Annotated in this window: 12 protein-coding genes; 9 read left to right on the plus strand and 3 right to left on the minus strand. The window is 61.4% G+C overall.

Features of this window, described 5'->3' with window-relative positions; all coding sequences use genetic code 11:
* Nucleotides 1-37: 37 nt before the first annotated feature.
* Genes NKH73_RS22115 through NKH73_RS22130 form a run of 4 tightly spaced genes read left to right on the plus strand, consistent with a single transcriptional unit; the run spans nt 38 to nt 4,177 of the window.
* The gene (locus tag NKH73_RS22115) at nt 38-1,051 is read left to right on the plus strand and encodes an ABC transporter substrate-binding protein (RefSeq protein WP_352936226.1); all 1,014 of its coding nucleotides are present in this window, start codon (nt 38-40) and stop codon (nt 1,049-1,051) included.
* A gap of 1 nt (nt 1,052) precedes the next feature.
* Entirely contained in the window at nt 1,053-1,979 is a 927-nt protein-coding gene (locus tag NKH73_RS22120; RefSeq protein ID WP_352936228.1) for an amino acid ABC transporter permease, read from the plus strand.
* Nucleotides 1,979-2,755: an amino acid ABC transporter ATP-binding protein gene (locus tag NKH73_RS22125; protein WP_352936230.1), complete on the plus strand. Its 777-nt coding sequence runs from the start codon at nt 1,979-1,981 to the stop codon at nt 2,753-2,755. Before NKH73_RS22120 ends, NKH73_RS22125 begins: the two co-directional genes overlap by 1 nt.
* A gap of 48 nt (nt 2,756-2,803) precedes the next feature.
* A complete protein-coding gene (locus NKH73_RS22130; RefSeq protein WP_352936232.1) occupies nt 2,804-4,177 on the plus strand; it encodes a M20/M25/M40 family metallo-hydrolase in 1,374 nt (457 codons plus the stop codon).
* A 242-nt stretch (nt 4,178-4,419) separates the two neighbouring features.
* On the opposite strand, the gene NKH73_RS22135 is transcribed toward NKH73_RS22130, so the two are convergent.
* Nucleotides 4,420-5,196, minus strand: a complete 777-nt coding sequence (locus NKH73_RS22135) for an IclR family transcriptional regulator (RefSeq protein ID WP_352936234.1) — start codon at nt 5,194-5,196, stop codon at nt 4,420-4,422.
* Between the two features lie 272 nt (nt 5,197-5,468).
* Here NKH73_RS22135 and NKH73_RS22140 point away from each other — a divergent pair, with 272 nt between their 5' ends.
* Together NKH73_RS22140 and NKH73_RS22145 are read left to right on the plus strand one after the other, a co-directional pair.
* Entirely contained in the window at nt 5,469-6,995 is a 1,527-nt protein-coding gene (locus NKH73_RS22140; RefSeq protein WP_352936236.1) for an aldehyde dehydrogenase, read from the plus strand.
* Nucleotides 6,996-7,027: 32 nt separating this feature from the next.
* On the plus strand, nt 7,028-7,798 hold the full coding sequence (locus tag NKH73_RS22145) for an SDR family NAD(P)-dependent oxidoreductase (protein ID WP_352936238.1): 771 nt from the start codon (nt 7,028-7,030) through the stop codon (nt 7,796-7,798).
* A gap of 156 nt (nt 7,799-7,954) precedes the next feature.
* On the opposite strand, the gene NKH73_RS22150 is transcribed toward NKH73_RS22145, so the two are convergent.
* Both NKH73_RS22150 and NKH73_RS22155 read right to left on the minus strand, forming a co-directional pair.
* Complete coding sequence (locus NKH73_RS22150) at nt 7,955-8,137, minus strand: hypothetical protein (protein ID WP_352936240.1); 183 nt, start codon at nt 8,135-8,137, stop codon at nt 7,955-7,957.
* A gap of 111 nt (nt 8,138-8,248) precedes the next feature.
* A complete protein-coding gene (locus tag NKH73_RS22155; protein ID WP_352936242.1) occupies nt 8,249-9,040 on the minus strand; it encodes an IclR family transcriptional regulator domain-containing protein in 792 nt (263 codons plus the stop codon).
* Nucleotides 9,041-9,497: 457 nt separating this feature from the next.
* On the opposite strand from NKH73_RS22155, the gene NKH73_RS22160 reads away from it, so the two are divergent.
* Genes NKH73_RS22160 through NKH73_RS22170 form a run of 3 tightly spaced genes read left to right on the plus strand, consistent with a single transcriptional unit; the run spans nt 9,498 to nt 13,028 of the window.
* A complete protein-coding gene (locus tag NKH73_RS22160; protein ID WP_352936244.1) occupies nt 9,498-10,463 on the plus strand; it encodes an ABC transporter permease in 966 nt (321 codons plus the stop codon).
* Nucleotides 10,464-10,476: 13 nt separating this feature from the next.
* The gene (locus NKH73_RS22165; protein ID WP_352936245.1) at nt 10,477-11,364 is read left to right on the plus strand and encodes an ABC transporter permease; all 888 of its coding nucleotides are present in this window, start codon (nt 10,477-10,479) and stop codon (nt 11,362-11,364) included.
* A 35-nt stretch (nt 11,365-11,399) separates the two neighbouring features.
* Nucleotides 11,400-13,028 (plus strand): peptide ABC transporter substrate-binding protein, encoded by a 1,629-nt coding sequence (locus tag NKH73_RS22170; protein ID WP_352936246.1) that lies wholly within the window; start codon nt 11,400-11,402, stop codon nt 13,026-13,028.
* Nucleotides 13,029-13,203: the final 175 nt, after the last annotated feature.

Genomic DNA, 13,203 nt, shown 5'->3' on the forward strand with positions numbered 1-13,203 from the left:
TCACGAATAGAACGGATCGAAGGCAATATTGGACGGAATGGAGAATGCACTCTTAAATCGATACCGCGGATCGGAGAGTGGGCCGATCCTCGGGGAACATGCAGGTCACAAAAGACGACCAACGTTGAACAATGGGAGACTACACATGTTTGGAAAGAATTCGCGGACCATAGCGATAGCACGCGCAGCGTTGCTAGGGCTGCTGGGGCTGGGAGGGATCGCATCAGCGCAGACCTTCGACGTATCGCGCATCGAGGTGAACAAGGAACTTGCTGCGCGGTTGCCCGAGAAGATTCGTCAGGCCGGCGTTCTCGTCGGTGGATCGGACAATGACTATGCTCCGTGGGAGTACCTCGCAGGTGCGGACGGCCAGACCCCTGAAGGCATTGACATCGACATCGGCAATGCCATCGCCGCCAAGCTCGGCGTGAAGTACGAATCCCGGACGGCGCAGTTCACGACTATCCTGCCGGCGCTGGGTACGAACTACGACATCGGCATGTCTGCGTTTTCGATCACCGAGGAGCGTAAGAAGGTCGTCAACTTCGTATCCTATGCCGAAACCGGCAATGAGTGGTTGATCAAGGCGGGTAACCCGACTGGCTTCGATCCGACGGATATCTGCGGTCGCCAGATCGCGGTACAAAGCGGCAGCCGCCACGAGGAGAGGCTGATGATCGTGAACAAGGCATGCGTCGACGGCGGCCACAAGGAAATGATCGTCCTGCCTTTCAAGACGCAGACCGAGGCCGTCACTCGTGTGGCCGTCGGCGGCGCTGACGCGACTGTTACAGGCAGTGCCACGGCGCTTTATGCGGCATTCAAGTCCAACAAAGCGCTGGAAACTGTCCGGCCGGTCGGCGAAGCCCTCGACGTGCGGGGCCTCAACGGTATTGCCATTACCAAGTCGGACACCGAATTGACCGAACTCATCGCCGACACGTTGACGAACTTGATCAAGGACGGCACCTACAAGGCCATCCTGGATTCGTGGGGCATGGGTGCGGTTGGGGTTCCGGAGGCCAAGATAAATCCGGCTTCGGAGCATTGATGTGAGCGACAACGACGTCACGCTGGCGGCGGACAGCCGTCAGGCGGGCCCGGTCGGTGGCCCGAAGAAGGATGTCGTTCGGAACCAGGTGGTGCCGAGGCGCCACTTGGGACGCTGGGTGTCCGTCATCCTCATTCTGATCATTATGGTGCAAGCCGCGCACGGCGTGGCAACGAATCCCAATTTTCACTGGGGCACCTATTACGAGTATCTCTTCTCCCCCTTTGTGATCCGCGGCGTCGGCTGGACGTTGCTGCTTACGATTGTTGCCATGGCGGTCGCGATACCGCTGGCCCTGGCCCTCGTCGTGATGCGCGAGAGCGGAAATCCAATTCTCACGAACGCCGCCTGGTTCTGGGTTTGGTTCTTCCGAGGAACGCCCGTGTACACGCAGCTGGCGTTTTGGGGCCTGTTTGCGGTGCTGTTCCCGCGCATATCGCTCTCGGTCCCCTTCGGCCCTGAGCTGGTCAGCATCGACAGCCGCTGGATCGTCACCCCGGCAGTCGCCGCCATTATTGGACTTGGTTTCAATGAGAGCGCTTATCTCGCCGAGATTTTCAGGGCTGGCTTTCGCGCCATTGATCGTGGGCAAACCGAGGCAGCCCAAGCGCTCGGCATGTCGCAGGCCAAGATCTGGACCCGCATCCTCATTCCGCAGGCTATGCGGACCATCATTCCTCCAACCGGCAACGAAACGATCGGCATGTTGAAGATGACGTCGCTGGTGTTGGCCGTTCCGTTCACTCTCGACCTGATGTTCGCGACCAATGCGATCGCCAATCGCACCTATCTGCCGGTTCCGCTGCTCCTGGTTGCCGCCTCTTGGTATCTGGTCATCACCTCGGTGCTGATGGTCGGGCAGCACTACCTCGAACGTTATTTCGGGCGCGGCCATGACATGATCATCGTCAAAGGAGGGCCGAACTGATGCATGGCATGCCAGTTACGCCCGCCGTCGAACTCTTGGGCATTCACAAATTCTATGGAGGCGTCCACGCGTTGTGTGGCGTGGACCTCAGCATTGCCAGGGGTGAGGTCTGTGTTGCTATCGGCCCGTCCGGATCTGGAAAATCTACCCTGTTACGCTGTATCAACCAGCTAGAGGTGATCTCGGCCGGCCGGGTCCGCTTAAGCGGCGTCCTCCAAGGATATCGAGAAATCGACGGCAAACTGCACGAACTCTCACAGCGCGAGATTTCCGAGCAGCGTCGGCGAACCGGCATGGTGTTCCAGCGCTTCAATCTGTTTCCGCATATGACAGCGCTTCAGAACGTGATCGAAGGCCCGGTGCATGTGAAACGCCAATCCAAAAAACAGGCGAGAGAGCGAGGATTGGCGTTGCTGGATCGTGTGGGTCTGGATCGCTTGGGAGATCGTTATCCAAACCAGCTTTCCGGTGGACAGCAGCAGCGCGTCGCCATTGCCCGGGCATTGGCCATGGACCCAGAGGTCATGCTGTTCGACGAACCCACCTCCGCGCTTGACCCCGAACTGGTCGGCGAGGTGCTCGACGTCATCAAGGACCTCGCGCGCACCGGCATGACGATGATGCTGGTGACGCATGAGATCGGTTTCGCTCGCGAAGTCGCCGATCACCTCATCTTCATGGACAATGGCGTGGTGGTTGAGCGTGGCAAGCCACAGGACGTTCTTACCAACGCCAAGGAGCTCCGCACCAAGGCGTTCCTCTCCAAGGTCCTTTAGCGGCATCTGCGCGTTCTCGCCTGCCCCAGCCACCCCGTCGGAGACGCCATGAACGATACCGAAGCCATCCTGGACCGGGTGGATGCCAACATGCCGATCTCGGTCGAGAAGTTTGTGCAATTCCTGGCGTTCCCGTCTGTTTCCAGCCAGCCGGACGGGAAGAAGGGAATTGTTGCCTGCGCCGACTGGCTCAGGTCCGAGTTGGATGATCTGGGCTTTGACGCCCGGATCATGACGACCGATGGCCATCCTTTGGTCCTTGGCACGTCACGAACTGGGAATGGCGGCCCCAAGGTCTTGTTCTACGGTCACTACGACGTACAGCCGGCAGAGCCGCTCAATGCCTGGTCGACGCCACCCTTTCGGCCGGACATAAGGCGTGAGGACGGCCTGACGCGGATATATGCCCGCGGTGCATCGGACAGCAAAGGCCAGGTGTGGTCTGTCCTCCAGGCTTTTCGTGCATGGAGGCAGGTCCAGGGCGGCATGCCGGTCGATGTCACCATTCTGCTTGAGGGCGAGGAAGAGACGGGGTCGCCGAGCCTTGCCGCCTTCGTCGAGGCAAATCGCAACGAACTTGCCTGCAATGTCGCTTTCATCTGCGACAGCGATATGTGGTCTCCGACCAGGCCCGCCATCACGACGCGCCTCAAGGGGCTACTGCACGAGAAAATCACCATTCTAGCTCCAAACAGTGACCTGCATTCGGGTCACTTCGGCAATGTCGCCGTCAATCCCCTTCGTGTTCTCACAAATATCCTCGCCGCTATTCACGACGATCAAGGAAAGGTGACGATCGAGGGTTTCTACGATGATGTCGGGCCGCTGCCGCTCGCCTTGCGCAAACAGTGGGAAGCCCTGGATCTCTCCGAAGCTCTGGCCGGCGTGTCGGTGACGGGAGGACCTGATGAAGGCGGACACGGTACGGTCGAGTTGATGTGGGGCCGTCCCGGCATCGACTTCAACGGCATCGTGGGTGGCAATACCGGCCCTGGCGAACGATCGGTTCTACCCTCATCGGCATCGGCTCGACTGTCGTTTCGCCTGGTCGGTGGGCAGCGACCGGAACATATCCGTGCGCTATTTCGAACGTTCGTCGAGGCTCGCCTTCCTGCCGGTTGCCGGGTTGAGTTCGAGGGGAGTGGCGGGAACTCGGCGGTGTCGGTGAACGAAGCCAGCCCCTACATGGCAGCCACGGCTCGGGCGCTTGACGCAGAATGGCCAGAGCCGACGCTGATCAAAGGAACGGGCGGCACGGTTCCATTGGTCGGACTCCTTACAGACCGCCTAGGCGTCGATTGCATCGTCACCGGCTTCATCCTCGCCGACGATGCCATTCATGCCCCCAACGAGCGGTACGATGTCGAACGGCTTCGCAAAGGAATACGCAGTTGGGTGCGCATCTTGTCGGAACTGCGGTGAGACGCCTGGTTTCGGTGCAGGCCCGTACAGAGTCCCTGCATCGGCCGATAGCCCAACGCGCGGAACACCTCCATGTCTGCTGTTGGTAGCTCCTCGTCTACTCGGCCGGCGGAGACTTCGCGGACGACATCAAGCTGGACATTCGCGCCAGCGACGAGGTCGGCGCCGTCATTGTAGCTCGTCAGGCTGTAGGGCGTGCCGATGAACCGTTCCTGGATTGCGCTGGCAGCACCCTGGCTGGATCATTCGACGTTCTGCGCATCCAGCCTGTCGGCGAGCGTGCCGGGTGCGGCAAAGCCGGATTCGCGTATCGCTGCTGCCATGATCCGGGCGGTTTCGGGCCTGCGTTCGAGGCAGCGCGAAACCGGTCCGGCCGCCACGATGGAAAGGCGTTTCGAGGCGAGGGCGATCGGAAAGGAAACACCTGCAAGGTCCGGAATATATTCGGAATTGCTCTGGTGGTAGCCGCGTTCGGAAACCGCGCGCAATTCGTCCTCGATCTGCTCGATGCCCATCGGCGTGGTGTCAGAATATTTCTCGAACACGAGCTTGCGGTAGAGTTGTTCCCGCTCCTTCGGCGTCATCTGCGACAGGATCGCCCTTCCGGCCGAGCTGGCGTGGATCGGAACCCGCGTTCCCACTTCCGCGAAATAGCGGATCGGCTGGCGCGATTCCCGCACATAGAGGAAGACCACCGAAAGGCCCGATGCGCATCCAATCGCGGTCGTCTCTCCGGTGCGCGCGGAAATCTTGTCCACCAGATCCAGCAGTCCGCTCGGCAGCGGATCCTTTTCGCCAATGACCTGCACGACCGACTGCCAGCGCGGGCTCGGAAAGTAGCCGCCGCGCAGCCGGGGCTCGTAGAAATAGCCCTTTTCCACCAGTGTCCCGACGATGTTGAACGTGCTGGAACGTGGCCAGTTCAACTCGTCGGCGATCTCCGCAAGCGTAGCGGGCTCTCCGCGCCTGGCGAAAAACTCTAAAAGCTCAACCACATTGGCGGCCTGTCTGACTTGCATGGAGCACCGTTTCCTTCGCCAGAGCCGATTCTCGGTCATGGCACGTTTCATTTCTCAGGAATGGCTATAATTCACCATTGTGAATACAGCAACCTACTTTTGCCCACCCGAGGTTCTCGTCCGTTTCGATCTAGATGGAATAACCGACTGTTAATGTTAGAAGTTTTAATCCGGCCTGATTCAGACGGGAAGAAATCCCGCACGCATTTGTTGACACTATTCCTAATAGTGATCTACGAATTCACAATCAAGCATTCTTGTAGGTGGGACACGTGACTGCAAATGGTTCCTTCGTTCGCCAAAGCGCCGAGCCGGTCGACAGGCTCATGCGTTACGAGAAGCTGTTCATCGGCGGTGAATGGGTTGTCCCTGAGGACGGAGGGCTGCTGGAAAGCATCGACCCGTCCACCGGCCGCCCGTGGGCGGTCGTGGCCTATGGCGGAAAAAAGGACATCGATCGCGCGGTGGCGGCGGCCCGCGCAGCCTTTGAGGGACCGTGGGGCCGGATGCCCGGCCATGAGCGCGCCGCGCTGATGCGGCGCTTCGCCGATCTATACCAGAAGCATTCAGCCGAGCTTGCTATCGTCGAGTCCCGCGACAACGGCCGCGCCCTGCGTGAGTCGCGCGTGGACGTCGGCGGCCACCACAATTCCTATCACTGGTTCGCGTCGCTGTGCGACAAGCAGGGCGGTCGCACCATCCCGCTGGACGACAGCGTCCACGCATTTACTTCGCGTGTGCCGCTAGGGGTCGTCGGGGCGATCACGCCCTGGAACGTCCCATTGATGGCGGCGTGCTGGAAGCTGGGGCCGGCGCTCGCCGCCGGTTGCACGGTCGTGCTCAAGCCGGCCGAGCTGACCCCGGTCAGTTTGCTTGAGCTGGCGCGTCTGTTCGAGGAAGCCGGCTTCCCGGCGGGCGTCGTCAATGTCGTGCCGGGTTACGGCCGCGACGGTGCGGGCGACCACCTGGTCACGCATCCCGGTGTCGACAAGATCACCTTCACCGGCGAGGGCGCCACTGCGCGCGAGATACTCAAGCGCGGATCGGACACGCTCAAGCGCTTTTCCTTCGAGCTCGGCGGCAAGGCGCCGCATATCCTGTTCGCCGACGCCGACCTCGATCAGGCGCTCAATGCCGCCACGGGCTCGGCCTGGGCGCTGTGCGGGCAGAGCTGTGCGCTGGGTTCGCGGGTGCTGGTCGAGCGTTCCGTCTACGCCAAAGTGGCCGAGGAGTTCGCCCGCCGGGCCGCAAAGGTGCGCGTCGGCAGGCCCCTCGACGAGGCGACGCATATGGGCCCTCAAGCGAGCCAGCAGCAGCTCGACAAGACGCTCTCTTACATCGGTCTCGGCCGCGACGAAGGCGCCAGGCTGATCGCCGGCGGCAGCCGCATCGATCGCGATGGGCTGAAAGGCGGTTATTTCGTCGAGCCGACGGTGTTCGCCGATGTCGCCAACGACATGCGGATCGCCCGCGAGGAGATCTTCGGGCCAGTCGCGGCGCTCATTCCCTTCGACGGCGAGGACGAGGCGGTCGCTCTCGCCAACGACACAAGCTACGGGCTGACCGCCGGCCTGTGGACCCGCGATATCGGCCGCGCGCATCGCACGGCCGCGCGCATCCGCGCCGGTGTCGTCTGGGTGAACACGTACCGCTACCTGCGCTGGAGCATTCCCTATGGCGGGTTCAAGGCGAGCGGATGGGGACGCGAGAACGGCATCGAGGCGCTCGACCCTTACCTGGACACGCGGGCGACCGTCATCAGCACGACGGGCCAGTTCCCCGATGCCTACGCACAGTGACGCCAAAAGACTGCAGGAGGAGAACAGGAACCATGCGTCTCGCCAACAAGCTCGCAATCATCACCGCCGCGGCGTCGGGCATGGGCCGGGCAGGCGTCGAGCTCTTCCTGCGTGAAGGCGCCACGGTCTGCGCGGTCGACATCAATCAGGATGCTCTTTGCGCGCTGAAGGCGGAGCTTGATCCGTCCGGCGGGCGCATCCACGCCGTACAGGCGGACCTCGCGCAGCCCGAGGGCGCACGTGAGAGTATCAACGAAGCGGCAGCCAAGCTCGGCGGCGTCGACTTTCTCTGGGCGCATGCCGGCATTCCCGGACCCGGTGGGATAGAGAGGCTCGACGTTGGAGAGTATCAGCAGGCGTTCGCGCTCAACGTGCAGTCGGCTGCGCTCGGTGCGGGCGAGGTGATTGCTCATATGCGCAAGCGGGGCGCGGGCTCGATCATATTTACTGCGTCGGTTTCCGGCATGGTCGGTTCAATGTGGTCGCCGGTGTATTCGAGCTGCAAATTCGCGGTGGTCGGCCTCGCCAAATCGCTGGCGCAGACCTTCGCGCCTGACAACGTTCGGGTCAACGTCGTCTGTCCGGGCTTGGCCGAAACGCCCATGAAGATCTGCTTCACCGGTCGCGGTGTTTCCGCCGAAGCGGCAAAGGCCGCGGAAGAGAAGTATATTTCCGCAGTGCCGCTCGGACGACTGGTGCGCGCCCACGAGGTCGCCCAGGCAGTGCTCTGGCTCGCCTCGGACGATTCCAGTTTTGTGACCGGTATCGAACTGCCGATCGACGGAGGCTTCACCTGCCGGTGAGCCCGGCTGGCGGCCGTCGTAAGACGGCGAATGCTCGTTCGTTCCTCGGGAGAAGGCGGGCACGAGACACGCAGACAACAAGCTGTCGCAAGAACAGCAGGGCTTTCCATTGCCTTTATGCACAAACACAAAGGGGAATGACATGATTACCCGCCGCTACTTGCTTACGAGTGCTGCCGCGATGGCCGCCGTACCCTCCTTCGCGAAGATGACGAGCGCGGCAACGCCGAGCAGCATCGTCGTCATGGCGAGATCGTCGAGAGCGCTGCCGAGGACCTGCGCACCGGCAACGTCTCTCACCCTCATACCGCCAATCGACGACAGCTCTTCCTCGCGCAAGCCGAGACCTTTCCGGCGCCTAAGCGCGCTGCCGTGCGGCTATCGTGGTGAGCCGTGCTCCGTAGCAACCATGGAGACGGATGGGCGTGCCTCGCCCCGCCGGCGGCGAGGTCAGCGGTGAACGCGAGCGGCGATCGTCTCGGCTGCCCTTTGCAGCTTCGGCACGTATTGGCGTTCGATCTGTTCGAGGGAGACCGCGTTACGTGCGGTGACGATGTTGATGCAGCATCGAAGATTGCCATCCACAAGAACCGGTACCCCCGCGCCGGCTTCGCTGTCGAAAAACTCGCCGGACTGCAATCCATAGCCACGGCGCCGGGTCTCGGAGATGATCGCCGCCAGCCGATCGGGGTGTGCGAGCAGGTCGCGCGATTCCTGTGGATGCGGATTGTCGAAACGCAGGATCCGCTCGCGCATGTCGTCGGCGCAAAAGGCGAGCCAGGCGCGTCCGGTTGCCGAGATGCTGAAGGGAAGCTGCGAGCCCGCGCCCCCGGCCCGGACGACGGAAAACTGCGCCTGCCGGGTGTTGGTATCGGCGATGACCAGACGGTCATTGTCGCAGACGACGATGTCCGACGGCCAGCCCAGATCGAGCCGCAGATCTGCGATCACTGGACGGGCAATGGAGACGATTTCGTCGAGCGCGTTGTAACCTTGACTGAGTGCCAATGCGTGCAAGCCGACCGCGAAGACCTTCTCCGCCGGGTCGTATGTGGCAAATCCCGCAGAGCACAGCGTCTCGAGCATCCGCAGCGTCGTCGCCTTCGGCAGCTTCGCACGCTTGTGAATGACGGTCAGGCCGGCCGGCCCGATGTCGTTCAGCGCCTCGAGCACCTGCAAGACCTTCAGCGAGGCGGATACCACCTTGTACACCGGCTTGCGTGGATTCCTGTCCGCCGACATCTCGCCTCCATTGTTGTTGCTTCAAATACCACCGGGCTGCCGGTTTTCCCGACGACTCGCCGACAATGCCGTCCGCTTCGGTGCGGGCGACAGGCGATATGCAGTTGGACCGCAACCCAGAAGGCATTGGCCCCTGTGGTTCACTAGATGAACCTACGTTCTTTTTTCGCACTGAATCGCACCTATTGCAACAGATTCTAGATGGACAGGGCACCAAACCAGTGGAAGACTGACCTGATATCGCGCAGACACCGATATTATGCCACAGACACGCAAGAGGTTCACCAGATGAACCTGTACCGCAGGAAGCCATGCATTCGCTACGCCGGATAATCGAATTGGTTTACCAACTGGACTTCCCGACTCGGTGCGCGACCCTCCGAAATCAGCCGCTGCTGGCGGCATTCGGCGACTCCAGAGCGGAAGCGGCATGCCAGCCAGTTGAAGGAGCATGACAATGCGTGGAGATCTACTCGGCTATGTCGCGCGGCGAATCCTGCATTCGATCCCCTTGGTCATCGGGGTTTCGATCATCGGCTTCGGCATCATGCATATGGCGCCGGGCGGGCCGCTGGCGGTCTATACGCTGAACCCCTCGATCACGGCAGCGGACATCGAGCGCCTTCGCGTGGCGCTCGGCCTCGATCAACCCCTCTACGTTCAGTATCTCGGCTGGGCGAAATCCATGCTGACCGGATCCTGGGGCTACACCCTGTTTGGCGGTCGCCCGGTGCTCGACGTCATTCTGGAACGTCTCCCAGCGACGTTTCTGCTCATGGGCACCTCTCTGGCGCTGGCCATGATCATCGGCACGCTTCTCGGCGTGCTTGGCGCGGTCCGGCGCCATTCCTTCTTCGACTATCTGGCAACGACCGGGGCGATGCTGGCGCTGTCCTTCCCGACATTCTGGTTCGGGCTGATGGCGATCTACATCTTCGCCATCGAACTGCGTTGGCTACCGTCTGGGGGCATGTATTCACTGGGCGAGGAAGGCAATGTGCTGGACCTTCTTCGCCACCTCATCCTGCCGCTGATGGTGCTCACTCTCGTGCTGGTCGCGACCTGGAGCCGCTACGCGCGATCGAGCTTTCTTGACGTTATCCAGCAGGACTATATCCGCACGGCGAGATCAAAAGGGCTCAGCTCTGGCCGTGTGCTCGCGCGGCATGCCTTCCCCAACGCCGTCATTCCACTGGTGGCTCTTCTCGGCGTCCAGCTGCCGACCCTGTTCTCGGGCGCGCTCGTTGCGGAGACCATCTTCGGCTGGCCGGGAATGGGGCGGCTCTTTGTCGATGCGCTCAACATGAAAGAGCACTCGATCCTGATGGGCATGGTCATGTTCACGGCCTTGCTTGTCATTGCGGCGAACCTGCTCGCGGACATCGCCATCGCCCTTATCGACCCCCGCGTGAAACTGTCGTGACGGGGAGGGTAGGATGACGGACGTGACGATTGCCTCGCCCCAGATCAGCCGCTCTTACCGGCGGATGATCTTGCAACGGTTCCTGAGCCACCGTATGGCCGTTTTCGGCGCGGTCGTGGTTTTCCTGCTTTGTCTGTCGGCGATCTTCGCGCAGTTCCTCGCCCCTCACGATCCTCTGGAAATCGAGACCTCGCGACGTTTCCTTCCTCCCCTGGCTTCATGGGAATACCCGCTGGGGACGGACGATCTTGGCCGGGACACGCTGAGCCGGCTTCTCTATGGCGGGCAGGTGTCGCTTATCGTCGGCATCGTAGCGATGCTGACGACGATGATCACCGGCACTCTCGTCGGTCTGGCGGCCGGCTTCTACGGCGGCGTCGTTGACAATCTGCTGATGCGGTTCGTCGACACGCTCTTATGCTTTCCGCAGGTTTTTCTGCTTCTGGTCATCGCTGCTTTCGTGCCCCCCACCATCCTGTCGATCTCGCTGATCATCGGGCTGACCTCATGGATGGAGGTGTCACGGATTGTTCGGGCGCAGGTCTCGTCGATCAAGGAGATGGACTTCGTCCAGGCGTCACGCGGATTTGGCGCCTCGAATTGGCGCATCATGGTCGTCGAGCTTCTGCCGAACATCCTGGCGCCGGTCCTGGTTGCTGCCACCCTCAAGGTCGCGACGGCGGTGCTGATGGAATCCTACATCAGCTTTCTTGGCTATGGCGTGCAGCCGCCCATGGCGAGCTGGGGGAACATGCTGACCAACGCCCAGGGTTACTTCGACACCGTTCCGTTCTTGGCAATTCTGCCTGGCATCCTGATCACACTCACCGTGATGGGCTTCAATTTTCTCGGTGACGGCCTACGAGACGCATTCGATGCCAGGTTGAAGTTAGACGCGTAAATCCACCATCGTTTACAAAAGAGGGAGAACAAGAAATGTCGACTAAACTTACTTTGAATCGCCGCACGCTGATCAAGGGAGCCGCCGCCTCCAGCCTCATCCTGCCGGTCAGCGGGCTCTATCGGCCCGCAATCGCACAGTCCAATCCCGACCGAATCATCTTCGCCACGACGCAGGAGCCGGTGCAGTTCAATCCGCTGCTCTACGCCAATGGCGGCACGGATACTATTCCCGAAGCGCTGGTATTCGACGCGCTGTGGGACGTCGACGACAAGGGCGCGTTCATCCCCAACCTCGCCGCCCGGCTGCCGACGCGCGAGAACGGCGACATCTCGGCCGACGGCAAGACCTGGAAGATCAGCCTGAAGCAGGGCGTCGCCTGGAGCGATGGCCAGCCCTTTACGGCGAAGGACGTCGAGTTCACCTTTCAGACAATCGTCAATCCGAAGGTCGCGGCGCGCATGCGCAGCGGTTTCGACCTGATCGACTCACTGAAGGTGATCGACGACCACACGGTCGAGATCGTGCTCAAGAAGGCCTACGTCCCATTCTATTGGGCGTGGCAGGCGATGCACATCGTGCCGCATCATCTCCTGTCCGGCGAAGCCGACATCAACACCTCGGGCTTCAACTCGCAGCCAATCGGCACCGGCGCCTACATTCTCAAGTCCCGCACGGCCGGCAGCCACATGGTCTACGAGGCCAACCCGAACTACCACCGCGGTGCGCCGAAGATTAAGCAGTTCATCCACAAATTCGTCCCCGATCAGTTGGTCGCGTACGGGCAGATGAAGACCGGCGAGATCGACTATTTCGGGCTGATGGGAATTCCCTACGACCGATGGGAAGAGGCCAAGGCGCTGCAGGATCGCACCTTCCTGCTCAACCCGCAGCCCTATGTGCAGTTCATCTACTTCAACACCGAGAAGCCGCAGTTCACCGATCCAAAAGTCCGCAAGGCGCTCTACATCGCACTCGAAATGCAGAAGTCGATCGACGACATCAACTTCGGCAGCACGCCCCGTACGCTGTCCTACCTGCATCCATCGCACTGGGCCTATAACAGCGCCCTGAAGGAAGAGACGGCGAACCCGGAACTCGCGGCCAAGATGCTGGACGAGGCCGGCTGGCGGGTCGGCAACGACGGCATCCGCGAGAAGGACGGTGTGAAGATGAAGTTCACCTGTTCCACGACGGCCGGTGTCCCCTCGCGCCAGGCGAGCCAGCAGCTGTTCCAGCAGAACTGGAAGCAGATCGGCGTCGACATGGAGATCAAGAACATGCCGGGCTCGGTGGTCTGGGGCGACTACACGACGAAGTCGCAGTACGACACGCTGCTAGTGGCATGGGAGCCGACGGTCGGCATGGATCCGGACTACTCCGCCCGCTGCCACTCCAAGGCGATCGGCAACGGCGCCAACTACACACTCTACAAGAATCCGAAGGTCGACGAGCTCCTCGACCTCGGCGCCGAGCAGGAAAACGTCGAGGAGCGGAAGGCGACGTACGGCAAGATCCAGGAGATCCTGCTCGAGGAAGTGCCCTTCGCGCCGCAGTTCGGGGTGGTCCAGGGCAACATGACCGTGAAGGCGCTGCAGGGCGTCAAGGTCAATCAATACGTCACCGATGCCGCCTGGAACGTTCACGAATGGTCCTGGGCCTGATCGGCCGTGAGGCTGCCGGCGCGCCTGCAACGGCGCCGGCAGCCTCATTCGCTCAAGGGTCGGTCCTTCGACGTCACTACGCCGGGCTACATATGTTTCGAGATCGTGAGAGGTGCTGTCGATGGATGCTGGGACAGCCATGATCTTGGGCCCGACAGTCGCTCAAGGATCCGCT

The organism is Mesorhizobium sp. M0938, from assembly GCF_040319125.1.
GTDB lineage: Bacteria > Pseudomonadota > Alphaproteobacteria > Rhizobiales > Rhizobiaceae > Mesorhizobium > Mesorhizobium robiniae.